The 23281-nt window shown below is 67.9% G+C and carries 28 protein-coding genes and 1 pseudogene; 22 read left to right on the forward strand and 7 right to left on the reverse strand.

All coding sequences use genetic code 11. From position 1 onward, the window contains the following. Window positions 1-141: 141 nt before the first annotated feature. Genes hda through AC1DR7_RS16680 form a run of 3 tightly spaced genes read right to left on the reverse strand, consistent with a single transcriptional unit; the run spans window position 142 to window position 3139 of the window. Window positions 142-852: a DnaA regulatory inactivator Hda gene (gene hda, locus AC1DR7_RS16670; RefSeq protein WP_457319476.1), complete on the reverse strand. Its 711-nt coding sequence runs from the start codon at window positions 850-852 to the stop codon at window positions 142-144. Then, window positions 849-2021 (reverse strand): AI-2E family transporter, encoded by a 1173-nt coding sequence (locus AC1DR7_RS16675; protein WP_256775731.1) that lies wholly within the window; start codon window positions 2019-2021, stop codon window positions 849-851. Before AC1DR7_RS16675 ends, hda begins: the two co-directional genes overlap by 4 nt. Further along, window positions 2018-3139: a DUF2066 domain-containing protein gene (locus AC1DR7_RS16680; RefSeq protein WP_457319475.1), complete on the reverse strand. Its 1122-nt coding sequence runs from the start codon at window positions 3137-3139 to the stop codon at window positions 2018-2020. The genes AC1DR7_RS16675 and AC1DR7_RS16680 overlap by 4 nt, the downstream gene beginning before the upstream one ends. Window positions 3140-3277: 138 nt before the next feature. Between AC1DR7_RS16680 and purM the strand changes: the two genes are divergently transcribed. From purM to AC1DR7_RS16710, 6 genes are all read left to right on the forward strand, one after another. Next, window positions 3278-4303 (forward strand): phosphoribosylformylglycinamidine cyclo-ligase, encoded by a 1026-nt coding sequence (purM, locus tag AC1DR7_RS16685; protein ID WP_256775758.1) that lies wholly within the window; start codon window positions 3278-3280, stop codon window positions 4301-4303. A 44-nt stretch (window positions 4304-4347) separates the two neighbouring features. Continuing rightward, entirely contained in the window at window positions 4348-4815 is a 468-nt protein-coding gene (locus tag AC1DR7_RS16690; protein WP_457319477.1) for a hypothetical protein, read from the forward strand. Between the two features lie 49 nt (window positions 4816-4864). Next, entirely contained in the window at window positions 4865-5473 is a 609-nt protein-coding gene (locus AC1DR7_RS16695) for a DUF2238 domain-containing protein (RefSeq protein ID WP_457319474.1), read from the forward strand. Further along, on the forward strand, window positions 5473-6132 hold the full coding sequence (purN, locus tag AC1DR7_RS16700) for a phosphoribosylglycinamide formyltransferase (RefSeq protein ID WP_478076564.1): 660 nt from the start codon (window positions 5473-5475) through the stop codon (window positions 6130-6132). Before AC1DR7_RS16695 ends, purN begins: the two co-directional genes overlap by 1 nt. Before the next feature lie 67 nt (window positions 6133-6199). Next, on the forward strand, window positions 6200-6979 hold the full coding sequence (locus AC1DR7_RS16705; RefSeq protein WP_256775727.1) for a DUF3108 domain-containing protein: 780 nt from the start codon (window positions 6200-6202) through the stop codon (window positions 6977-6979). A 2-nt stretch (window positions 6980-6981) separates the two neighbouring features. Continuing rightward, on the forward strand, window positions 6982-7665 hold the full coding sequence (locus AC1DR7_RS16710) for a DUF3108 domain-containing protein (RefSeq protein WP_256775726.1): 684 nt from the start codon (window positions 6982-6984) through the stop codon (window positions 7663-7665). 205 nt (window positions 7666-7870) lie between these two features. On the opposite strand, the gene AC1DR7_RS16715 is transcribed toward AC1DR7_RS16710, so the two are convergent. The 3 genes from AC1DR7_RS16715 to AC1DR7_RS16725 form a co-directional block, all read right to left on the reverse strand. After that, on the reverse strand, window positions 7871-8182 hold the full coding sequence (locus AC1DR7_RS16715) for an EF-hand domain-containing protein (protein WP_256775725.1): 312 nt from the start codon (window positions 8180-8182) through the stop codon (window positions 7871-7873). Continuing rightward, window positions 8179-9453 (reverse strand): UDP-N-acetylglucosamine 1-carboxyvinyltransferase, encoded by a 1275-nt coding sequence (murA, locus tag AC1DR7_RS16720; RefSeq protein WP_256775724.1) that lies wholly within the window; start codon window positions 9451-9453, stop codon window positions 8179-8181. Before murA ends, AC1DR7_RS16715 begins: the two co-directional genes overlap by 4 nt. Before the next feature lie 61 nt (window positions 9454-9514). Beyond that, entirely contained in the window at window positions 9515-9745 is a 231-nt protein-coding gene (locus tag AC1DR7_RS16725; RefSeq protein WP_038689964.1) for a BolA family protein, read from the reverse strand. 53 nt (window positions 9746-9798) lie between these two features. Between AC1DR7_RS16725 and AC1DR7_RS16730 the strand changes: the two genes are divergently transcribed. The 16 genes from AC1DR7_RS16730 to AC1DR7_RS16805 all read left to right on the forward strand — a co-directional run bounded on the left by AC1DR7_RS16730 (window position 9799) and on the right by AC1DR7_RS16805 (window position 22828). Next, window positions 9799-10800, forward strand: coding sequence for a KpsF/GutQ family sugar-phosphate isomerase (locus tag AC1DR7_RS16730; protein ID WP_256775723.1), 1002 nt, complete (start codon window positions 9799-9801; stop codon window positions 10798-10800). Between the two features lie 43 nt (window positions 10801-10843). Then, window positions 10844-11392 carry a KdsC family phosphatase gene (locus AC1DR7_RS16735; protein WP_256775722.1) on the forward strand — a complete coding sequence of 183 codons (549 nt, stop codon included), beginning with the start codon at window positions 10844-10846 and terminating at the stop codon, window positions 11390-11392. Next, the gene (gene lptC, locus AC1DR7_RS16740; RefSeq protein ID WP_256775721.1) at window positions 11389-11949 is read left to right on the forward strand and encodes an LPS export ABC transporter periplasmic protein LptC; all 561 of its coding nucleotides are present in this window, start codon (window positions 11389-11391) and stop codon (window positions 11947-11949) included. The genes AC1DR7_RS16735 and lptC overlap by 4 nt, the downstream gene beginning before the upstream one ends. A 151-nt stretch (window positions 11950-12100) precedes the next feature. Further along, the gene (gene lptA, locus AC1DR7_RS16745) at window positions 12101-12652 is read left to right on the forward strand and encodes a lipopolysaccharide transport periplasmic protein LptA (RefSeq protein WP_256775720.1); all 552 of its coding nucleotides are present in this window, start codon (window positions 12101-12103) and stop codon (window positions 12650-12652) included. Continuing rightward, a complete protein-coding gene (lptB, locus tag AC1DR7_RS16750) occupies window positions 12652-13371 on the forward strand; it encodes an LPS export ABC transporter ATP-binding protein (protein ID WP_019185407.1) in 720 nt (239 codons plus the stop codon). Before lptA ends, lptB begins: the two co-directional genes overlap by 1 nt. Window positions 13372-13455: 84 nt before the next feature. After that, window positions 13456-14853, forward strand: coding sequence for an RNA polymerase factor sigma-54 (locus AC1DR7_RS16755; protein ID WP_457318919.1), 1398 nt, complete (start codon window positions 13456-13458; stop codon window positions 14851-14853). A 58-nt stretch (window positions 14854-14911) separates the two neighbouring features. Then, window positions 14912-15229, forward strand: coding sequence for a ribosome hibernation-promoting factor, HPF/YfiA family (gene hpf, locus AC1DR7_RS16760; RefSeq protein WP_256775718.1), 318 nt, complete (start codon window positions 14912-14914; stop codon window positions 15227-15229). Window positions 15230-15250: 21 nt separating this feature from the next. Beyond that, window positions 15251-15703 carry a PTS sugar transporter subunit IIA gene (locus AC1DR7_RS16765; protein WP_256775717.1) on the forward strand — a complete coding sequence of 151 codons (453 nt, stop codon included), beginning with the start codon at window positions 15251-15253 and terminating at the stop codon, window positions 15701-15703. Further along, window positions 15700-16650 (forward strand): HPr(Ser) kinase/phosphatase, encoded by a 951-nt coding sequence (hprK, locus tag AC1DR7_RS16770; RefSeq protein WP_256775716.1) that lies wholly within the window; start codon window positions 15700-15702, stop codon window positions 16648-16650. Before AC1DR7_RS16765 ends, hprK begins: the two co-directional genes overlap by 4 nt. Continuing rightward, window positions 16647-17537: an RNase adapter RapZ gene (rapZ, locus tag AC1DR7_RS16775; protein ID WP_478076565.1), complete on the forward strand. Its 891-nt coding sequence runs from the start codon at window positions 16647-16649 to the stop codon at window positions 17535-17537. The genes hprK and rapZ overlap by 4 nt, the downstream gene beginning before the upstream one ends. A gap of 168 nt (window positions 17538-17705) precedes the next feature. Beyond that, window positions 17706-18098: a PTS sugar transporter subunit IIA gene (locus AC1DR7_RS16780; RefSeq protein WP_256775714.1), complete on the forward strand. Its 393-nt coding sequence runs from the start codon at window positions 17706-17708 to the stop codon at window positions 18096-18098. Continuing rightward, window positions 18091-18360, forward strand: a complete 270-nt coding sequence (locus AC1DR7_RS16785) for an HPr family phosphocarrier protein (RefSeq protein ID WP_256775713.1) — start codon at window positions 18091-18093, stop codon at window positions 18358-18360. Before AC1DR7_RS16780 ends, AC1DR7_RS16785 begins: the two co-directional genes overlap by 8 nt. A gap of 59 nt (window positions 18361-18419) precedes the next feature. After that, entirely contained in the window at window positions 18420-20141 is a 1722-nt protein-coding gene (gene ptsP, locus AC1DR7_RS16790) for a phosphoenolpyruvate--protein phosphotransferase (protein ID WP_457318918.1), read from the forward strand. 177 nt (window positions 20142-20318) lie between these two features. Continuing rightward, window positions 20319-21680 carry a magnesium transporter gene (mgtE, locus tag AC1DR7_RS16795; RefSeq protein WP_256775711.1) on the forward strand — a complete coding sequence of 454 codons (1362 nt, stop codon included), beginning with the start codon at window positions 20319-20321 and terminating at the stop codon, window positions 21678-21680. Window positions 21681-21693: 13 nt separating this feature from the next. After that, window positions 21694-21960 carry a hypothetical protein gene (locus AC1DR7_RS16800; RefSeq protein WP_457395104.1) on the forward strand — a complete coding sequence of 89 codons (267 nt, stop codon included), beginning with the start codon at window positions 21694-21696 and terminating at the stop codon, window positions 21958-21960. Window positions 21961-22027: 67 nt separating this feature from the next. Continuing rightward, window positions 22028-22828 carry a carboxylesterase family protein gene (locus AC1DR7_RS16805; protein WP_478052944.1) on the forward strand — a complete coding sequence of 267 codons (801 nt, stop codon included), beginning with the start codon at window positions 22028-22030 and terminating at the stop codon, window positions 22826-22828. 364 nt (window positions 22829-23192) lie between these two features. On the opposite strand, the pseudogene AC1DR7_RS16810 reads toward AC1DR7_RS16805, so the two are convergent. Next, window positions 23193-23281 (reverse strand): annotated as a pseudogene (locus AC1DR7_RS16810) (phospholipase); the annotation flags it as partial.

Consider the following 23281-nt stretch of genomic DNA (forward strand, 5'->3'; position numbering starts at 1 on the left):
GACCAACGGTCGGCTCTACACGGTGGGGGGCCGGACCAACGGTCGGCTCTACACGGTGGGGGGCCGTGTCCTGAGCAGCCGACCAACGGTCGGCTCTACACGGTGGGGGCCGTGTCCTGAGCAGCCGACCAACGGTCGGCTCTACAACCGGGGCGGGCCATCTTCCAGCACCTGCCGCAGGAACGGCACGGTGATGCGCCGCTGCGCGGCCATGGATTCACGGTCCAGCCAGTCCAGCAGGCTTACCAGGCTGCCCAGCTCGCGGCCGGTGTGGGTCAACAGCCATTCGATCGCCGCTTCGTCGATCGCCAGTCCACGCCGCAGCGCGCGCTCGCGCAACACCGCCGCGCGGCCTTCGTCATCCAGCGGCTGCAGCTGCAGGCGCACGCACTGCTGCAGGCGCGAACGCAGGTCGGGCAGCACCAGGCCCAGCTGGTCCGGGCCGTGCTGGGCGGTATACAGCAGGGTAATGCCGGCGCTGCGCGCACGGTTGTGGAAATCGAACAGCGCCACCTCGTCCTCGCGCTGGCCGGCCACTGCATCCAGCCCATCCAGCGCGACCAGGTCGCGGCCTTCCAGCGACTCCAGCGCGGCGCGGGTACGCCCCACCACCGCCTTCAGCGGCAGGTAGGTCGGCTGCCGGCCAGCCTGTTCGGCGAGCGAACACATCGCCAGCGCCTGGTGGGTCTTGCCGGTGCCGGCCGCGCCTTCCAGGTACACCCAGTCGTGCGCGGCGCCCACCGCGATGGCACGCAGCTGCGCCAGCGCACCGTCGGGTGCGCCGATGAAGGTTTCCAGGCGCTCGTCCTGCGGATAGCGCAGGGCGAGYGGCAGCTGCGGGACGACACTCACTGCGGGTCAGGCGCCTTCGGTGAGGTCTCGACAATGATCGTCGGCTTGTCGATGTAGGAATCCAGCACGATCGCCGAGCGCTCGCCGGCGTACAGGTCACTCTGCCGGTAACGCTGGTGCGCGTAGCGCAGCAGCACGTTGCTGACCGCCGCCACCGGCAGTGCCAGCAGCATGCCGAGGAAACCGAACAGCTGGCCGCCGGCCATCACCGCGAAGATCACCGCCACCGGATGCAGGCCGATCTTGTCGCCGACGATGCGCGGGGTCAGCACGTAGCTTTCCAGCAGCTGGCCCACGGTGAACACGACACCGACCAGGATCAGCAGCTTGAGGTCGAAGCCCTGCGCCTGCACCAGCGCGGCGGCAATGGCCATCACGATGCCGGTGGTCGCGCCCAGGTACGGGATGAAGCTGATCAGGCCGGCCACCAGGCCGATCAACAGGCCCAGCTTCAGGCCCACCAACGACAGGCCGGCGGCGTACACCACGCCCAGCGCGATCATCACCAGGAACTGGCCACGGATGAACGCACCCAGCACTTCGTCCGATTCGCGGGCCAGCTTGGTGATGGTGCCGATGTGATTGCGCGGGATCATCGAGGCCACCCGTTCGACCAGCTTGTCCCAGTCACGCAGGAAGTAGAACGCCAGGATCGGCAGCAGCAGGATGTTGACCACCCAGGTCACCATCGTGAAGCCCGAACGCGAGACGTAGCCGAAGAACGTCTTGGCGAAGCCGCCCGCCTGCTGCCAATGGCTGCGCACCCACTCGATCAGGCGGTCCGGATCCATCCACTGCATGATCTCCAGGCCGGTCTTCTGCTCGAACCAGGGAATGCCGGTCTGCATCAGCCACTGCTGCGCCTGCGGAATGGCCGCCACCAGCGTGGCGATCTGGCGTTCGATCATCGGCACCAGGATCAGCAGCGCGGCGGTGATCATCAGGATCATCGCCACGAACACCAGCACCACGCCGGTATTGCGCGAACGACCGGTCGCCTCGATCCGGTCGACCAGCGGGTCGCCCAGCCAGGCCAGCGCCAGGGCGAGCACGAACGGGGTCAGGATCGGGCCCAACAACCAGATCACCCAACCGGCCGCCAGCGCCACCAGGACGTACTTGAGGCGGCGCAGGAACTGCGCGATCTCCGCTTCGGGGGTCAGGATCATCGCAGGCGGTACTCGTTGCTGGCCGGGGGCGGCGGGGTGCCGGGCGCTTCATTGGGATCGATCGGCACCGGCAGCGGGGCCAGCGGCACGATCACGCCGTTGTCGCCCAGCATGCGGTTCAGGCCGGCCAGGCCGGTGGTCATGTCCAGCGACAGCTCCAGGCGGTTGCCCGAGGCACGCAGCGGGGTGATGTTGCGCACCACCGGGTTCTCGCGCAGGCCCGCAGCCAGGCGCAGGTAATCCTCGGCGCTGTCCAGCCCGGTCACCGCGATGGTGTAGCTGCCAGCCGCACCCGTGGCGACACCGGCCTTGGCATACCGGCGCACCAGCGCATCGGCAGTGCCGTCAGCACCGCCGGCCATGGCCCGGCGGGCATCGCTGTCCTTGGTGGTCCACTTGTTCAGTTCCTTGCCACCGTCCACGAACACCCAGTCGGCCACCCAGCCGCCGTTGGCGCGGTACAGCTTGCCCACCAGCTGCATCGGCGGGGCGTAGCGCGAGGACGCGCGCGCCACCGCAGCGGTGTCCTGACGCCAGATCGCGCCGACCAGTGCCTGTTCGGCCGCGCTGCCGCCGGGCAGGCCCAGCTTGTAGCCACGCTCGACCGCACGGGCCAGCAGCGGGCGTGCCGCATTGGCCTGCTGCACGCTGACCAGACGCGGGCCGGAGCCGTCGTCGATGGCCAGCCAGACCACCGGCTTGGGCCGCGGCTGCGGCCACAACGGCAGGCCCAGCGCGGAGATCAGGCCGTCCACCTCATCCTCGCGGAACCGGGCCACCAGCATGGTGCGGAAACTGGGGGCACCGCTGGCCGAGGTGCTCTGGTCCTGGCGGTAGTCATAACTGGCCACGTAGTCCTTGGCCCCGCGCAGGGCCTGGGCCACACCCGGGCGCGCCATGACGCTGCGGTCGCCGGACAACTTGCCCAGCACCACGCCCAGCGCGCGCGACAGGGCGCCGTTGCGGTCGGCATCGGCCTGGCTGTTGACCGGTACTTCGGCCTCGTAAGCACCGCTGGCAGTGGCCACGTCGCCTTCGGTACGCAGCCCGCTCTGGGCCATCGTGGCCACCGGCAGGCATAGCGTGAGGAGCATCATCAAAAAGAGGCTGCGGCGCATCAGGACTTCCATTGAGCGTATCCGGGGGGAATTGTTGCCCGAATAGGGCCTGCGCGCCAACGTGGCCTGTTAAAATCGCGCTTTCACCCCAGCGCAGCGCCGACGCCCGTGACCAATTCCCCGTCCAATCCCTCTCCCCTGACCTACCGCGACGCCGGCGTCGACATCGACGCGGGCAACGAACTGGTCGAGCGCATCAAGCCGCTGGTCAAGCGCAGCTTCCGCCCTGAAGTGATGGGCGGGCTGGGTGGCTTCGGGGCCCTGTTCGACCTGTCCAACAAGTACCGCGAGCCGGTGCTGGTGTCGGGCACGGACGGCGTTGGCACGAAGCTGAAGCTGGCACAACAGCTGGGCCGCCACGACACGATCGGCATCGATCTGGTCGCCATGTGCGTGAACGACGTGCTGGTGCAGGGCGCCGAACCGCTGTTCTTCCTGGATTACTTCGCGACCGGCAAGCTGGACATCGACACCGCCGCAGCGGTCGTGGGCGGCATCGCCAACGGCTGCACCGAGGCCGGCTGCGCGCTGATCGGCGGCGAAACCGCTGAAATGCCGGACATGTACGCCCCCGGCGAGTATGACCTGGCCGGCTTCACCGTCGCCGGTGTCGAAAAGAGCGAGCTGAAAGACGGCGCCAGCGTGGCCGCCGGCGATGTGCTGATCGGCATCGCCTCCTCCGGCCCGCACTCCAACGGTTATTCGCTGGTGCGCCGCATCTACGACCGCGCCGGCCAGCCGGCCGACCTTGAGCTGGAGGGCGGGGTCAAGCTGGTCGATGCACTGATGGCCCCGACCCGCCTGTACGTCAAGCCGATCCTGGCGCTGCTGAAGAGCCACGGCGCGGCCATTCACGGCATGGCCCACATCACCGGCGGCGGCCTGACCGAGAACATCATCCGTGTGGTGCCTGAAGGCCTTGGCCTGAACATCCAGGCCGATGCCTGGACCCTGCCGCCGGTGTTCCAGTGGCTGCAGAAGGAAGGCGCCGTGGCGGACGCCGAGATGTGGCGCACCTTCAACTGCGGCATCGGCTTCGTGCTGATCGTGGCCGCCGACCAGGTCCAGGCCGTCTCCGCCGCCGTCTCCGCGCAGGGCCTGGATCACTGGACGATCGGTGAAGTCACCACCGCCAGCGGTGCCGAACGCGTGCGGATCGGCTGATCCACGTCGTGGCGCCCCGCCTGGAGGCCGACACGCCACCGACGCTGCCGGCCTCGCCGCCGGCCGTGCCGGCTGCGCGACTGTCGCACAACGACGTGTCGCAGCTGCGCACGCTGTCGATCCTGCATTACGTGCTGGCCGGCTTCGTGGCCTTTTTCTCGCTGTTTCCGCTGATCTACCTGTTCCTCGGCATCGCGCTGCTGAGCGGCTCGATGCCGCTCGATGGTGGTGCGTCGGGCGCGCTGGGTGCCGAAGCGGTCGGGGTGATGTTCGTGGTGATGTCGCTGTTCTTCATCCTCGCCGGCATGACGCTGGCCGGCCTCATGGTGTTCGCCGGGCGTTGCCTGATGCAGCGTCGCCGCCACACGCTGTGCATGGTGGTGGCCGGCCTGAGCTGTCTGTGCATGCCGCTGGGCACGGTGCTGGGGGTGTTCACCCTGATGGTGCTGTCACGCGCCCCGGTACGCGAAAGCTTCCTGGGCACTGCGACCCCGCTCGCACCGACGCCCTGATCCGCCGCCACCGCCCGCCATGACCCTCCCCCGCCGAATCGTCGCGCCCATGTCCATTGCCAAGAAGACCGCGTTCGCCGGGGTGCTGGCCGTGTTCGCCGCCACCTGGGTGCATCCACTGTGGCCGGCCGAACAGGCATTGCACGGCTCGCTCGCGGTGATCGGGCTGGCCGCGCTGTGGTGGGTGGATCGCCGCTGGCGGCTGGGCAATGGCGCCTTTATCGCGATCTGCGCCTTCATCGCCATCCACTGCGTGGCCGCGCGCTGGCTCTATTCCAATGTGCCCTACGACGCCTGGCTGCAGGCCGCGACCGGCTGGTCGCCGAACGTGGCGTTCGGCTGGCAGCGCAACCACTTCGACCGGCTGATCCACCTGCTCTACGGCCTGTGCTTCACCCCGGCGCTGGTACAGCTGGTCCGGCATGGCTGGCCGGCCCTGCGCATCGGCCAGGCCTTCACCCTGTCGGTGATGGCGATCATGTGTTCCAGCCTGGCCTACGAATGGCTGGAATGGGGCATCGCGCTGCTGTTGTCGCCCGAAGCAGCCGAGGCCTACAACGGCCAGCAGGGTGACATGTGGGATGCGCACGCGGACATGCTGCTGGCCACGCTGGGCAGCCTGCTGGTGTGGCCGTTGGCACGCCGGGAGGCGCGGTGATGCGTACGCGCAGCCGCATCGCGGTGCTGGCCTCTGGCCGTGGCAGCAACCTGCAGGCGATCCTCGCCGCGATCGGCGCCGGCCAGCTCGATGCCGAGGTGGTCGCGGTGCTGTCGGACAAGCCCGAGGCGCCTGCGTTGCAGCACGTGGCGGCCGAACAGCGCTGGGCACGCTCGCCCCGGGACTTCGCCGACCGCGACGCGTTCGATGCCGCGCTCGGCGATGCGCTGGCCGGCTTCGCGCCGGATTGGGTGGTCTGCGCCGGTTACATGCGCATCCTCGGCCGGCATTTCGTTGAACGCTTCGACGGTCGGCTGGTCAACATCCATCCCTCCCTGCTGCCGCTCTACAAGGGCCTGCATACGCATGGGCGCGCGCTGGAGGCCGGCGATGCCGAGCACGGCGCCAGCGTGCACTTCGTGGTGCCCGAGCTGGATGCCGGCACCGTACTGGCCCAGGCGCGGGTGCCGGTAGCGCCCGGCGACACCGCCGAAACCCTGGCCCAGCGCGTGCTGGCGGTGGAACATCCGCTGCTGATCGCCAGCCTGCAGTGGCTGGTGGCCGGCCGCGTGGCTGAACGTGAGGGGCAACTGCAGGTCGACGGTCACCCCCTGTTTAGGCCGCTGCGCCTAGATTGCGCCGGCAAGCTGAACGCGTGACCGGCACGCACACGCGCTGCTGATCCGTTCGCTGGCATCCTCTTCCCTCCCTTCTTTCCCTGCCCGCATGAAGACCTCCCCGTCCAAGCCCGTGCTGCTGCTTGCATCCCTGCTGTGCACCGTGGCCATCGCACAGGCGCAGGAGCCGCCGGCCCCGGCCGCGCCCCCGGCAATGCCTGCGATCAGCTGGGAGGCGCCCGCGCTGGAACCGTTCACCGCCACCTACCAGGCCCTGTACAAGGGCAAGGAAGCCGGTGACGCCACCATGCGCGTCACCCACACCGGCGGCGCGCAGTGGCGGGTGGACATGCAGGTGGTCGGCCGGCGCGGCTTTGCCAGCGTGCTCGGTTTGAACCTGGAACAGAGCACGGTCTTCGAAAAACAGGGCGACACCTACGTGCCCATCAGCCAGGCCACCGTGCGCAAAGGCCTGTTTCTGGGCAAGAAGGTCAGCGGCACCTACAACTGGCAGGCCGGCACCGCGCAGTGGCTGGGCGACCTGAAGAAGGAACGCACCCAGCCGATCCCGCTGCAACCCGGCGATCAAAGCGCGCTGCTGATCAACCTGGCGATCATGCGCGACGCCCGTCCGGGCGGGCAGATGCACTACCGCTACGTTGATGTCGGCCGCGTGCGCCAGCACGACTACCAGGCCGCCCCCGACACCGAGAACGTGCAGGTCGGCGAGCTCTCCTACAACGCGCTGCGGGTCCATCGGACCAACGGCGGCAATGACGAAACCATCCTCTGGATCGCCAACGGTGTTCCCACGCCGGTGCGCATCCTGCAACGCGAAGATGGCGAAGATCGGATTGATCTGCGCCTGATCGAATACCAAGGAGTCTGAGCATGAACCTGATGAACCGTCCGCTGACCTGGATCGCCGCTGGCGCCCTGGCCGTAGTCAGCCTGCCGGCCATGGCCCTGCAACCCTTCAAGGCCGACTACCAGGCCAGCTACATGGGCATGCAGGCCAATGGCACCATGACCCTGGCCAGCGAAGGCGCCAACAAGTGGCGCTACAGCCTCAACGTCAAGAACCAGCTGGCCGATCTCAGCCAGAGCACGGTGTTCGAGGAAGCCAACGGTCGCCTGCGCCCGCTGAGCAGCAACGACCGCTCGGTGCTGCTGGTCAAGAAGCGCAATGTGGATGCCACCTACAACTGGTCCAGCAACCAGGCCACCTGGACCGGCGACGTCAAGCCGGACCGCCGTGGCCCGGTGGCGCTGAAGGCCGGTGACATGGACGCATTGCTGATCAATCTGGCGATCGCGCGCGACCTGGCCGCCGGCAAGCCGTTGAACTACCGCATGGTCGACGAAGGCCGGATCAAGCCGATGAGCTACAAGGTGGTCGGCAAGGAGAAGATCACCGTCGCGGGCAAGTCCTACGATGCCACCAAGGTCTCGCGTACCGATGGCAACAAGGAACTGATCGCCTGGATCGTGCCGGAGTTCCCGGTGCCGGCCCGCCTGCTGCAGCGGGAAAGCGGCAAGGATGCGCTGGACCTGACGATCAAGGGCATGAACTAGTAGAGCCGACCGTTGCTCGGCTGCAGGCCAATCACCGGCAAAGGTAGAGCCGACCGTTGGTCGGCTGCAGGCCAATCACCGGCAAAGGTAGAGCCGACCGTTGGTCGGCTGCAGGCACCATCAACCGCATCGGCGAGCCGGCCAACGGCCGGCACTACCGGGACGCCAACGATCAAAAAAAACGCCCGCTTGCGCGGGCGTTTTTTCATTCCTTTTTGGCCTCTTCGCCAAACACCGTCTTGCAGTCCACGCGGATCTGCTCGCCGTTGTTGCGCCAGTAGAAGGTGCGGCAATGCCGGTTGCCTTCCTGCTTGTTGGTCACGCCCACCGCGTAGAACGCCTGCAGCACTTCGGTGCGGCTGACCGTGCCGTCGGCGTTCCAGTCCATGTCCTGCTGCTCGATGCCCTGGGTGATGGCGATGTCGGCATACCAGGCGTAGCCCAGCCACGCCAGCACCACCAGTACCAGCACCAGCAGCGCCTTGCGGCGGCGGGTGAACTTGCCGCGCAGGATCATGCGGCTACGCGCCGGATGGTCGCGCCCAGCGAGGACAGCTTCTCTTCGATGTTCTCGTAGCCGCGGTCCAGGTGGTAGATGCGGTCGATGGTGGTGTCACCCTCGGCCATCAGACCGGCCAGGATCAGCGAGGCCGACGCGCGCAGGTCGGTGGCCATGACCGGCGCGCCACTGAGCGTTTCAGCGCCACGGATGATCGCGGTATGTCCTTCGACCTGGATGTCCGCGCCCAGGCGCAGCAGCTCGTTGACGTGCATGAAGCGGTTTTCGAAGATCGTTTCGTTGATCACGCCCACGCCATCGGCCACGCAGTTGAGCGCCATGAACTGCGCCTGCATGTCAGTCGGGAAGGCCGGGTACGGCGCGGTGGTCAGGTTGACCGCACGCGGGCGCTTGCCGCCCATGTCCAGGGTGATGCTGTCGTCGGTGGTTTCGATGTGCGCACCGGCTTCGACCAGCTTGGACAGCACCGCGTCCATCGTGTTCGGGCGCGCGCGGTTGACGGTGACCTTGCCGCCGGTCATCGCCGCGGCGACCAGGAAGGTGCCGGTCTCGATGCGGTCGGGCAGCACTTCATGACGGCCGCCGGACAGCTTTTCCACGCCTTCGATCACCAGGCGGGCGGTGCCCAGGCCTTCGATCTTCGCGCCGAGCGCGATCAGGCAGTGCGCCAGGTCGGTGACTTCCGGCTCCATCGCGGCATTGTCGAGCACGGTGGTGCCTTCAGCCAGCACGGCGGCCATCAGCACGTTCTCGGTGCCGGTGACGCTGACCATGTCGAAGGTGAAGTGCGCGCCCTTCAGGCGCTTGGCCTGGGCCTTGATGAAGCCGTTCTCGACGGTGATCTCCGCACCGAGGGCCTGCAGGCCCTTGATGTGCTGGTCCACCGGCCGCGAGCCGATCGCGCAGCCGCCGGGCAGCGACACTTCGGCCGCGCCGAAGCGGGCCAGCAGCGGGCCCAGCACCAGGATCGAGGCGCGCATGGTGCGCACCAGTTCGTACGGGGCCACGTGCTGGTTGACCGGGCGCGGATCGACCACGATCGCGCTGCCACGCGACAGCGTGCCCTGGTCGATGGTGACCTTGGCCCCCAGTTCGCCGAGCAGCTTCACCGTGGTGACCACATCGTGCAGGTGCGGCACGTTGGTGATCTCCACCGGCGCATCGGCCAGCAGGGTGGCGCACAGGATGGGGAGGACGGCGTTCTTGGCGCCGGAAATGTTCACTTCACCGTGCAGCGGCTTGCCGCCGGTCACTACGATCTTGGCCATGGAGTCTACTTTGAATGAGGTAGAGCCGACCGTTGGTCGGCTGATCTAATCGGTCCGCGGACTAACCCGCTTCGCCCGGGGTCACGGTCTTCAGCGCCAGCGCGTGGATCGCCCCGCCCATCAGATCGCCCAGGGTGGCATAGACCATGCGGTGGCGCGCCAGCGGCAGTTTGCCGGCAAAAGCGTCGCAGACCACGGTGGCCTCGAAGTGCACGCCATCGTCGCCCTGCACGTCCGCGCGGGCGCCGGGGAGGCCGGTTTCGATCAGATTGCGGATGGTCTCGGCGTCCAACGGGCTTTCCTAATAAAATGAGCGCTCATTCTACTCTTCCGCGTGGCGCCCGCATGGCTGTATCGCCCCTGCTCCCTCATCCGGCCGACCCTGCGGCACTGGTCGCCAGCGGCCGCCGCGTGTTCCAGATCGAGGCCGATGCCCTGGCCGCCGTCGCCGATCGCCTCGGCGATGCCTTCAGCCAGGCCTGCCAGCTGATCCTGCAGGGCAAGGGCCGGGTGGTGGCCACCGGCATGGGCAAATCCGGCCATGTGGCGCGCAAGATCGCCGCTACGCTGGCGTCCACCGGCACCCCGGCGTTCTACGTGCACCCCGGTGAAGCCGGCCACGGCGACCTCGGCATGATCACCGAGGCCGATGTCGTGGTGGCGCTGTCCTACTCGGGCGAGTCCGACGAGCTGCTGATGCTGCTGCCCGTGCTCAAGCGCCAGGGCAACCGGCTGATCGCCATGACCGGCCGGCCGCAGTCCAGCCTGGCCCTGGCGGCCGACGTTCATCTGGATGTCAGCGTGCCAGCCGAGGCCTGCCCGCTGGCGCTGGCCCCCACCTCCAGCACCACCGCCTCGCTGGCGATGGGCGATGCGCTGGCGGTGGCCCTGCTGGACGCGCGCGGCTTCACCGCCGACGATTTCGCCCGCTCGCACCCCGCCGGCAGCCTCGGCCGCCGGCTGCTGCTGCACATCACCGATGTGATGCACAGCGGCGAGGAACTGCCGCGCGTGGACGCGGGCGCCACGCTCAGCGAGGCCCTGGTGGAGATGAGCCGCAAGCGGTTGGGCATGACCGCCGTGGTCGATGCCGACGACCGCCTGATCGGCCTGTTCACCGACGGCGACCTGCGCCGCGCGCTGGATACCGATCTGGACGTGCGCAGTGCGAAGATCGCCGAGGTGATGACCCGCAATCCGCGCACCATCGGCGCCGACCAGCTCGCCGCCGAGGCCGCCCGGCTGATGGAAACCCACAAGATCACCGGCCTGATGGTGGTCGACGCCGCCGGCCGGCTGGTCGGCGCACTCAACATTCATGACCTGTTGCGGGCGCGGGTGGTTTAAACCACAGTTCCCTTCCTCCATTCAGCCAACCTGCCCCCTGCCGATGCCCTATTCCCCGCTGCCCGGTTTCCCGTCCCACCTGCATGCCATCGCCGGCCGTATCCGGCTGGCCTGCTTCGACGTGGACGGCACGCTCACCGATGGTCGGCTCTACTACGACCGTGACGGCAACGAGAGCAAGGCGTATTACGTGCAGGACGGACTTGGCCTGAAACTGCTGCAGCAGCACGGCATCCACCCGGTGTTGATCACCGCGCGCAACAGCCTGTCCGCGCAGAAGCGCGGCGCGGACCTGGGCATCGACACCCAGATCGCGGTCGGCGACAAGCTCGCCAGCGTGCGTGCACTGTGCGACACCCATGGCATCGGCCTGGAGCAGGTCGCGTTCATGGGCGATGACCTGCCCGACCTGGCGCCGCTGTGCGCGGTCGGCCTGGCCGTCGCGCCGGCCAACGCCCATCCGTGGATCGCCGAGCGCGTGCACTGGCAGACCCGTGCCGACGGCGGCCGTGGCGCCGCACGCGAGCTGTGCGACGTGCTGCTGGCCGCGCAGGGCCATGTGGATGCGGTGCTGGCGAGGTTCGGCGCATGACCTGGCGCAACGCCTTGGGCGCCCTGCTGCTGGTCGCCGCGCTGCTCAGCGGCTGGTCGCTGCTGCGCCACCGCGACAAGCCGGCTGCCGACGTCACCGACGACGGCACCAAGGACTATGTGCTGCACGACTTCCAGATCGTGGCGCTGGACGACCAGGGCAAGGAATCCACCACCCTGCAGGCCCCGCTGCTGGAGCGCCTGCGCAGCGATGAGACGATGAGCATCGTCACCCCGCTGTTCCTGCTGCCCGACAACGAAGGTAACCACTGGGAACTGCGCAGCGAAAAAGGCTGGGTGAGCGCCAACGGCGAACAGCTCAAGCTGACCGGCAACGTCAGCGGCGACAGCCCGAAGGTGCCCAGCGTGCCGCCGACTACCTTCCGTACCGACCACCTGGACGTGTTCCCCAAGGAAAACCGCGCCAAGACCGACGCCCTGGTCACCATGACCCGCCCGGGCATGACCCAGTCCGGGGTCGGCTTCGAGCTGGATTCCAAGAGCAAGACCTACACCTTCCTGAGCCAGTCCAAGGGCCGCTACACGCCCCAACGCTGAGCCGGTGCCGCCCGGGCGACGTCCTCTGGACCGGCGCCGGCGGCACAGCACCACCCGACTCACCGGCCAGGCCCACCCGCCTGGCCACGACCCCGACAATGCCCGGCCGCCCCCGGCCACGCCCCCTACACTGGCAGGACAAACCAACTCCATGAAGATCCTATTTGCAGCCGCCTGCGCGATCAGCCTTCTGGTCCCCTTCGCCGCCAGCGCGAAGTCCACGGACCGCAACGAAGACATGGCCATCGACGCCGGCGCCCAGTCCGGCACACTGGTCGGAGACGGCAAGACCGTGCTTTCCCAGGGCGTGATCGTCACCCAGGGCACCCTGGACCTGCGCTCTTCGGACGCGGAGATCTACATGAAGGACGGCGAGGCGGTGCGCGCGGTGTTTACCGGCAAGCAGGCCAAGCTCAAGCAGCAGCTCGATGACGGCACCTGGATGGACGCCAGCGCCGACCGCATCGACTACGACATCAAGTCCGAAGTGCTGACCATGACCGGCAACTACCACGTCAAGAGCGCGCGTGGCACCAATGCCGGCCAGAAGATGACCTACAACACCCGCACCGGCGAGATGAACAGCGGCGGCGACGGCACCCGCGTGCGCACCGTGATCCCGCCCAAGAACAAGACCGCCGCCCCGGCAGCCGCCACGCCGGCAACCAAGACCACCGTTCCCACCGCCGGGAGCAAGAAGTAATGCTCGTCGCCAAAGGTCTGCGCAAGCGCTACAAGCAGCGCGAAGTGGTCAAGGATTTCGGCCTGACCCTGGAGGCCGGTGAAGTGGTCGGCCTGCTCGGCCCCAACGGTGCCGGCAAGACCACCTGCTTCTACATGATCGTCGGTCTGGTCGAGACCGACGCCGGCAGCATCGTGCTGGACGGCAAGGACATCACCAGCGACCCGATGTATACCCGCGCCAAGCAGGGCGTGGGCTACCTGCCGCAGGAACCGTCGGTGTTCCGCAAGCTGACCGTGGCCGACAACCTGCGCCTGGTGCTGGAACTGCGCGAAGACCTGGACAAGGCCGGCCGCGAAAAGGAACTGGCCAGCCTGCTGGACGAACTGCAGATCAACCACGTGGCCGACCAGCTCGGTGCCAGCCTCTCCGGTGGCGAGCGCCGCCGCTGTGAAATCGCCCGCGCGCTGGCCGCCAAACCGCGCCTGATCCTGCTCGACGAACCCTTCGCCGGTGTCGACCCGATCTCGGTCGGTGAAATCCAGCGCATCGTCACCCATCTCAAGCAGCGTGGCATCGGCGTGCTGATCACCGACCACAATGTCCGCGAAACCTTGGGAATCTGCGACCGCGCGTATATCCTCAACGAAGGCAGCGTGCTGGCACAGGGCGCGCCGGACGAGATCCTGGCCAACGCCGACGTCCGCCGCGTCTACCTTGGGGACACCTTCAAGCTCTGATCCAGCGGCCGCCGCAACGCCTTCCTTCCGTTCGGCACAGGCATGAAAGCACGGCTGCAGACATCGCTGGGACAACAACTGGTCATGACGCCGCAGCTGCGTCAGGCCATCAAGCTGTTGCAGATGTCCAGCGCAGAACTGGAGCTGGAAATCGCCGAGGCGGTGGAGACCAACCCGCTGCTGGACTGGGCCGAGAACGCCGAGCCGACGCTGGACGTTGCGCCCAGCGACGACGAGCGCCCGCCGACACCGGCCGACACGCACACCGACGGCGAGCACCAGGCCTCGGCCAGCGACGACTGGTCGCCCGGTGAAGGCGACTGGAGCAGCGGCAACAGCGGTGGCTCGTTCGACGATGACGACAACGGCAGCGCTGCCGAGCGCGTGGCCGAAACCGAAAGCCTGGCCGACCACCTGCTGTGGCAGCTGCACCTGTCGCACCTGTCCACGCGCGACCGCAGCATCGGCGCGGCGCTGATCGACGCCTTCGAAGACGACGGCTACCTGCGCGAGCCACTGTCGGCCATCGCCGACACGCTGCTCCCGGCCATTCACGCCGATGAAGCCGAAATACTGACCGTGCTGCACCAGATCCAGCGCTTCGACCCGATCGGAGTCGGCGCGCGCAGCCTGGGCGAATGCCTGCAGCTGCAGCTGGACGTGCTGTCCGCCGATACCCCCGGCCTGGCGCTGGCCCGGCGCATCGCCGACGGCCCGCTGGAACGGTTGCCACGCAGTGGCGTGGCCGGGTTGGCGCAGGAACTGCGCGAACCGCTGGCCGAGGTCGACACCGCCGTGCAGCTGCTGCGCTCGCTGGACCCGCGTCCAGGGACCCAGATCGGCGAGCTGGCCCATGACAGCTACGTGGTGCCCGATTGCGTGGTTTGGCGCCAGAACGGGGTGTGGCGCGCCGCCCTGGCCGCCCATGCCGGACCGAAGGTGGTGATCCACCGCGGCTACGAGCAGATGATCCGCCGTTGCGGTGACGCCGACGCCGGCTACCTGCGCGCCCACCTGCAGGAAGCGCGCTGGCTGCTCAAGGGCCTGGAGGCGCGTGGCGAAACCCTGCTGAGGGTGATGCGCAGCCTGCTGCAGCAGCAGGCCGCGTTCCTGGAGTTCGGCGAACAGGCGCTGCGCCCGCTGACCCTGCGCGAGGTCGCCGGCGAACTGGGCCTGCACGAATCCACCATTTCCCGCGCCATCGCCCGCAAGTACGTGCGCACCCCGCGTGGCACCCTGCCGCTGCGCGCGTTCTTCGCCTCCGGCATCGACACCGACAGCGGCGGCGAAGCCTCCAGCACCGCCATCCAGGCCATGATCCGGCGCCTGATCGACGACGAGAACCCGCGCAAGCCGCTTTCTGACGCCAAGCTGGCTGACCTGCTCAAGACCACCGGAATACCGGTGGCGCGCCGCACCGTGGCGAAGTATCGTGAGGCCATGAACATTTCCGCCTCGCACGAAAGGGTACGAATCGTCTGACGCTCCACCGCGCCTGGCGGGAAGGTTCATTGGCACATCCGAACAAAGGAGATACCCGATGCGCATCGAGACGTTTGGCAAAGACGTGGAAGTCACCCCGGCCCTGCAGGAATACGTGGAAACCAAGTTGCAGCGCCTGGGCAAGCACTTCGACCAGCACTGCGAGGTTCGGGTGACCCTTGAGCTGCGCAAGAACGAGCATCACGCCGATGCCAGTGCCAACGTTCCCGGCCAGACCCTGCACGCCGAGGCCGGCGGCCAGACCATGTATGCGGCGATCGACATCCTGGCCGACAAGCTGGACCGCCTTGTGATCAAGCACAAGGAGAAAAAACAGCAGCACGCACCGCTGCCCGTGGGCGACAATGACGACTGACGTCCTCGCGCTTTCCCTGACATGCCCTTGACTGATCTTCTGGCGGCCGTGCGCACGCAAGTGTTGCCGGCCGCCGATCGCGACAGCGTCCTGCTGGCAGCCGCCCGGCTGCTGGCTTGCCGCGAAGCCAATGCCGAGCAGATCTACCAGAACCTGTGCCAGCGCGAGCAGCTGGGCAGCACGGCGATCGGCCATGGCATCGCCATCCCGCACGGCCGCGCGCCGCTGCTTGAACGTCCCCGCGGCGCCCTGCTGCGACTGGAAGCCCCGGTCGAGTTCGGCGGCGACGAGCCGGTGGACCTGGTGTTCGCCATCGCCGTCCCCGCCCATTACACCCATCAACACCTGATGCTGCTGTCCGAGCTGGCCGAGCTGTTCTCCGAGCCGGCCATCCGCCAGGCGCTGCGCGACGCGCGCGACGGCGAGGCACTGCGCCAGGTCATCGAATTTCCCCCGCCAGCGAGCGCCGCATGAACACCAGCATCACCGCGCGTGAGCTGTTCGAACAGCAGCGCGACCGCCTGGCCCTGCGCTGGGTTGCCGGCAAGCAGGGCGAGCGCCGCGAACTGGAAGCAGGCAACACCGTCTCGCGGCGCCCATCGCTGGCCGGCTACCTCAACGCGATCTACCCCAACAAGGTGCAGATCCTGGGGACCGAGGAACTGTCCTGGCTGGACTCGCTGGACTCGCGCCAGCGCTGGGAGACCATCGAGCGGATCATGCAGTCGCACCCGCTGGCGCTGGTGATCACCCGCAACCAGCCCTGCCCGGAAGACCTGCGCGCGGCCGCCGACGAATCGCAGACGCCGCTGTGGATCTCGCCCAAGCGCGGCCACGAGCTGCTCAACCACCTGTCATACCACCTGGCGCGCACGCTGGCGCCGCGGGTGATCCTGCATGGCGTGTTCATGGAGATCTACTCCATCGGCGTGCTGATCACCGGCGAAGCGGGCTCGGGCAAGAGCGAGCTGGCGCTGGAGCTGCTCAGCCGCGGCCACCGCCTGGTCGCCGATGACGCCCCCGAGTTCACCCAGATCGCCCCGGACGTGCTCGACGGCACCTGCCCCGAGCTGCTGCAGGACCTGCTGGAAGTGCGCGGCCTGGGCGTGCTCAACGTGCGCGAGATGTTCGGTGATACAGCGGTAAAGAAGAACAAGTACCTTCGGCTGATCGTCCACCTGACCAAGCCCATGACCGAACCCACCCCGCACGGCTACGAGCGCCTGACCGGCGATTCCGGCACCCGCCACGTGCTGGACCTGGACGTGCCGCTGATCACCCTGCCGGTGATGCCCGGCCGCAACCTGTCGGTGCTGACCGAGGCGGCCACCCGGCTGCACATTCTACGTACCAAGGGCATCGACCCCGCGGCGATGTTCATCGCCCGCCACAGCAACCTGCTGGAACGCCGAACGCCATGAATACCCCCGCCTCCGCGCCTGCCGCCGCCACCCTGATCATCGTCAGTGGGCTGTCGGGCTCGGGCAAGACGGTCGCGCTGAAGACCCTGGAAGACCTGGACTACTACTGCTCGGACAACCTGCCGATCAACCTGCTGCCCGACTTCGTGCGCAGCCTGCTGGCCGGGCACGACGCCGACGCCCCGCGCCGACTGGCAGTGGGCATCGACGTGCGTGGGCAGAGCGATCTGAGCCAGCTGTCGCACTGGCGCGAAGAGGCCCAGGCCGCCGGGCTGGATGCGCAGCTGCTGTTCTTCGATGCCACCGACGAAACCCTGCTCAAGCGCTACGCCGATACCCGTCGTCGCCACCCGTTGAGCCAGCTGGGGCTGTCATTGCCCGAGGCGATCGCCCGCGAACGCGAGCTGACCGCGCCGCTGCGCCGTGCCGCCGATGCGGTGATCGACACCACCACGCTCAACGTGCACCAACTGCGCCGCAAAGTGGTCACCGAGTTCGCCATGACCCATGGCAACAAGCTGTCGCTGCTGTTTGAATCCTTCGCCTACAAGCGTGGCGTGCCGGCCGAAGCGGACTTCGTGTTCGACGTGCGGGTGCTGCCCAACCCGCACTGGGACCCGGCGCTGCGCCCGTTGTCCGGCCGCGATGCCGGCGTGCGCGAACACCTGGACGCGCAGCCGGACGTGCAGCGCTACGCCGCCCAGTTGATCGACTTCCTGGACACCTGGCTGCCACGGCTGGGCAATGACACCCGCAGCTATGTCACCGTCGCCTTCGGCTGCACCGGCGGCAAGCACCGCTCGGTCTACATGGCCGAACGCATGGCCCGGCATGCCCGCGACCAGGGCTGGGCCGAAGTGGCCACCTTCCATCGCGAGGAGGATTGACGGCGGTAGCGGTCATCGGCCGTGGAACACTCCTATGTCAGCCGGCCGGCTGCTCCGCGCCCGGATGCGCTTTTTCAAGGGTCGGCGTGCCCACGGCCTCGACCCGGGATACGCCACATGCGGCCCACCCCCTACCCCCAATTCATGTTGACCTGTTAACGTTCGAAGATGACCTGTGGCATTCTCCTCGTAACTCATCCTGGCGTTGGCACCTCCCTGCTGGAGGTGGCGACCCGGCTGCTGCGGCACCTGCCGCTGAAGACCGACGCTTTCGAAGTACCGTTCGACGCAGACCTGGACGTCCTGTTACCGCTCGCCTCGGCCGCCTTGCGCCGGGTGGACAGCGGCCAGGGCGTGCTGATCCTGACCGACCTGTACGGCGCCAGCCCCAGCAATCTGGCCGGGCAACTGGCTCGTCTGGGCACCCCGGTTCGCCGGGTTTCGGCGCTTAGCCTGCCGATGTTGTTGCGGGTGATGAATTATCCGGAACAGGGACTGGATCAATTGCCTGCCACAGCCGCGGCAGGCACTCGCAATGGAGCGATTGTCGACGATGCTTGAACGTGAACTCACCGTATCCAACCGCCTGGGCCTGCACGCCCGCGCCACTGCAAAGCTGGTGCAGGAGCTGGCGCCTTTCCGCTGCAATGTGACCATGGCCGCCAAGGGCCGCGAGATCAACGCCAAGAGCATCATGGGCGTGATGCTGCTGGCCGCCGGCCAGGGCACCCCGGTCACCGTGCGCATCGACGGCGAGGATGAAGCCGCCGCGATGGAGGCGGTGGTGGGACTGTTCGAACGGCGTTTCGACGAGGACAGCTGAGCATGGGGGGGCAGCCGCGACCGGGATCCTCCGCACCGGCCCGGACCGCGTCCGGGGCGATGCTGTTGTCCGGCCACGGTGCCTCGCGCGGCAACGCCCTGGGCCGCGCCCGGGTGCGCCTGCCGCATGCGCTGGAAGTGGCCGAGCAGCGGATTCCGCCGGGCAAGATCGAGGCTGAGCTGGAGCGTCTGCACGTGGCCGTGGAAGCGGCCCGCGGCGAAATGCACGACCTGCGCCAACGCCTGCATGGCGCGCTCAACCAGGAAGTCGGCGAATTCCTCGACCTGCACGCGCTGCTGCTGGATGACCCCGAGCTGCTGTTTGGCCTGGATGAGCTGATCCGCAGCGGTCCCTACAGCGCCGGCTATGCGCTGCGCGTGCAGCGCGACCGCCTGGCCAAGGTCTTCGATGGCATGGACGATGCCTACCTGAAGAGCCGCATGGACGACCTGGACCATGTGATCGGGCGCATCCACGCCTTCCTGCAGAAGCGCCCGCCGGACGTCAAAGGGATGGCCGGGGAAATCCTGGTCTGCGACAACATCGCCCCCTCCGAGCTGGCCCAGCTGCAGGCCCACGGCGTGGTCGGCATCGTCACCGCCGGCGGCAGCGCGCTCTCGCACAGTGCGATCCTGGCGCGCAGCCTGCACCTGCCCCTGATCGTCAATGTACCCAACGTGCTGCAGAAGGTCGCCGACGGCGACGTACTGATCATCGATGGCAGCGACGGTACCGTCACCATCAACCCGCAGGCACCCGACCTGCGCGACTACCGCCTGCGACTGCGTGAGCATGCGCGCGAGCAGCGCGAACTGGGCCGGCTGCGGACCAAGCCGACCCGCACCCGCGACAACGTCGACATCGCCCTGCTGGCCAATGCCGAATCCAGCGAGGACGTCACCCAGGCGCATGCGCTGGGCGCGCACGGACTGGGCCTGTACCGTACCGAATTCCTGTTCCTGCAGCGCAACGAACTGCCCGACGAGCAGGAGCAGTTCGAAACCTACCGCGATGCCGCGCTTGGCATGAGCGGGCGGCCGGTCACCATCCGCACCCTGGACCTGGGCGCGGACAAGGCCGACCGCACCGGGCTGACCCTGAGCAACGAAGAGAACCCGGCGCTGGGCCTGCGCGGCGTGCGCCTGTCGTTGGCGCGGCCCAAGGTCGCCGACACCCAGCTGCGCGCGATCCTGCGCGCGTCGGCCTACGGCAAGCTGCGCATCCTGATCCCCATGGTGAGCACCCGCGAGGAAATCCTGGCGGTGCGCCGGCGCCTGCACAAGCAGGCCGCGCTGCTGCGCGCCGAAGGCTACGAGGTGGCCGAACACATCCCGTTCGGCGCGATGATCGAAGTGCCCGCCGCGGCGATCGCGCTGGAGAGCTTCATCGACCTGGTCGACTTCCTGTCCATCGGCACCAACGACCTGGTGCAGTACCTGCTGGCCGCCGACCGCAACAACGAAGCGGTCGGTGAGCTGTACTCGCCGCTGCATCCGGCGGTGGTGCGGCTGCTGGCACATATCCTGCGCACCGGCCAGGCCTACGACATCCCGGTGGCGGTGTGCGGGGAGATCGCCGGCGACCCGCTGATGACGCGGCTGCTGCTGGCGCTGGGCTTGACCGAGTTCAGCCTGCACCCAGGCACGCTACTGGAAGTGCGCCGCGCGATCCGCGACAGCGACCTGTCGGTGTTGCAGGCGATGGCACCGAAGCTGCTGCAGGCTCGCGACCGACGCGGGATTGAACGCTGGATCGAGAAGGCGGGCCTGGCCACGGCATGACCGGTGGTGCCGGCGGGGGGCCGGCACCACCGTCGCCGAGTGCGTGCGTCCACACGCGCATCGCCGCCTGCGCACCTACCCGATTGACACACAAGCACGCGATAATGACGCGGTGACCACCGCACATGCCGCATCCTGTTCCGGATCGCGGCCTTTTCTTTTCCGCAGGAGCTGCCCATGGCCGAAGCCGTACGCCACGACAAGACGGCACGCCAACTGCGGCTGTTGTCCGATGCACTGGACAGCGGGCGACTGGGTCCGGTGCGCCGGCTGGTCAACACGCTTGCGCCGGCCGAGATCGGCAACCTGCTCGAATCGCTGCCGCCGGGCAAGCGCGAGGTGGTGTGGGGCCTGGTCGATCCGGAAGACGACGGCGAGGTGCTGGTCCACGTCGGCGAGGAAGTGCGCGAAAGCCTGCTGGCCGACATGGACCCGGACGAAATCATCGCCGCGGTCGAAGACCTGGACATCGATGACCTTGCCGACCTGGTCGAAGATCTGCCCGATACGGTCATCGATGAAGTGCTCAAGTCGATGGACCGCGAGAACCGCGAGCGGCTTGAGCAGGTGCTGTCCTATCCCGAGGACAGCGCCGGCCGCCTGATGAACCCGGATGTGGTGACCGTGCGCGCCGACGTCAACGTGGACGTGGTGCTGCGCTACCTGCGCCTGCGCGGCGAACTGCCCGACCACACCGATCACCTGTTCGTGGTCAGCCGCCGTCACCAATACCTGGGCCGGCTATCGCTGGCCGCACTGGTGACCCACGAGGACAACACCCCGATCAACCGGCTGATCGATGACGAACAACCGGCGATCGACGTCGGCGAGAACGCCGATGAAGTGGCCCGGCAGTTCTCCGACCATGACTGGGTGTCCGCGCCAGTGGTGGACGACAACAACATCCTGCTCGGCCGCATCACCATCGATGACGTGGTCGACATCATCCGTTCGCAGGCCGAGCACCAGGCGCTGGGCGCCGCCGGCCTGGACGAAGAAGAAGATCTGTTCTCGCCGATCAAGCGCGCCGTACGCGGCCGCGTGGTCTGGCTGGGCATCAACCTGTGCACCGCGTTCTTGGCCGCCAGCGTGATCGGCCAGTTCGAGCTGACCCTGCAGAAGGTGGTCGCCCTGGCCGTGCTGATGCCGATCGTGGCCGGCGTCGGCGGCAACGCAGCGGTGCAGGTGCTGACCCTGATGGTGCGCGGCATCGCGCTGGGCCAGGTCGGCCCGAGCAATGCACGCATCCTGCTGTGGAAGGAATCGCGCGTGGCGCTGATCAACGGCACGTTGATCGGCACGGTGGTGGGCATCATCGCTTATGTGTGGTTCCACAGTTTCCTGCTGTCGCTGGTGATCGCCATGGCGCTGGTCATCAACTTCTGCGCGGCCGCCCTGGCCGGCGTGCTGCTGCCGCTGATGCTCAAGCGCATGAACGTCGACCCGGCCGTGGCCGGTACCGTGGTGGTCACCGCGGTCACCGACGTCATGGGCTTCTTCAGCTTCCTCGGCCTGGCCACCCTGATCCTGCTGCATTGATTCCGGACCCCGCATGGCCCTGACCCTGGACAACTATTTCCAACCCGGCTGGCGCGATGCGCGCTACACCTGCCCTGCCTGCGAGTGGCAGGGCAGCGCGCGCCAGATGCCCATGGAACTGCACGAAGACGAGGCGCAGTTCGACTGCCCGCACTGCGAGAATCCGATCCTGCTGGTGGTCCACCCCAGCCTGGCACAGGTGCAGGCCGCCGCCGCCGACGGGCATCCCGAGGCGATCGAGCAGCTGGAGATCCTGGCCTCGGTGCCGCGCCCGGACTGATGCACTRCAAGATGCCCCCCGCCGCCAGGGCGCCTAGACTGAAAACGATTTCAATCAGGGCACGACAATGGCGCGACGTTGGGGTGGGTGGCTGCTGGGTGCGGTGGCGATGATGGTCATGACCGGTTGCGCGAGCGTCCCGGAGACAGCGCGCGGCCACTTCGTCGCGCGCGCGGTCAAGGTTGAGGGGCGCACGGCGCACTACCAGGTGTTCGTGCCGCGTGCGGCGGCGGCCGATGCCGGACCCTTGCCGGTGGTGCTGTTCCTGCACGGCTCCGGCGAGCGTGGCCGCGACGGCCGTCGCCAGACCAAGGCCGGCCTCGGCCCCTACCTGCACCGGCACGCTGACCGCTTCCCTGCCCTGGTCGTGTTGCCGCAGGCGCCCGCTGGCGAAGAATGGTCGGGGGCCAACAACCGGATGGCATTGGCGGCCCTGGATGCCACCCTTGCCGAGTTCGGCGCCGACCCGCAGCGCCAGTACCTGACCGGCATGTCGATGGGCGGCTACGGCAGCTGGAACATCGCCTTGGACAATCCGCAGCGTTTTGCCGCCATCGTGCCGGTCTGCGGCGCCGTGCTGGCCCCACGCGCGGTGCGCCCCACTCTGTTCGTGGAGGACGTGGCCCATGAAGCCGATCCGTACGCGGCCATCGCCAAGCGCCTCAAACACGTGCCGATCTGGATGTTCCATGGCGCGCTGGATGACGTGGTGCCGCCGGAGGACGACCGCCGATTGAAGGCCGCATTCGCCCAGGCGGGCGCCGACGATGTGCGCTACACCGAGTATCCGGACGGCAACCACAATGCCTGGGATGCCACCTATGCCGATGCGGCGATGTGGGCGTGGCTGTTCGCGCAGCGCCGCTGATCGCGCCGGGTAGTGCCGGCCGCTGGCCGGCTCCCGATAAACCCACAATCGCCGTGTGGTGCCGGCCGCTGGCCGGCTCCCAATAAACCCACATTCGCCGGGTAGTGCCGGCCGCTGGCCGGCTCCCCATAAACCCACCATCCCCCGGTAGTGCCGGTCGCTGGCCGGCTCCCCATGCCGTTGGATTCATGCAGAGCCGGCCAGCGACCGGCACTACCGGGGGATTGTGGGTTTATGGGGAGCCGGCCAGCGGCCGGCACTACCCGGCGAATGTGGGTTTATTGGGAGCCGGCCAGCGGCCGGCACCACACGGCGATTGTGGGTTTATCGGGAGCCGGCCAGGGGCCGGCACTACCCGGCGCGATCAGCGGCGCTGCGCGAACAGCCACGCCCACATCGCCGCATCGGCATAGGTGGCATCCCAGGCATTGTGGTTGCCGTCCGGATACTCGG

The organism is Stenotrophomonas sp. P5_A9, from assembly GCF_056400525.1.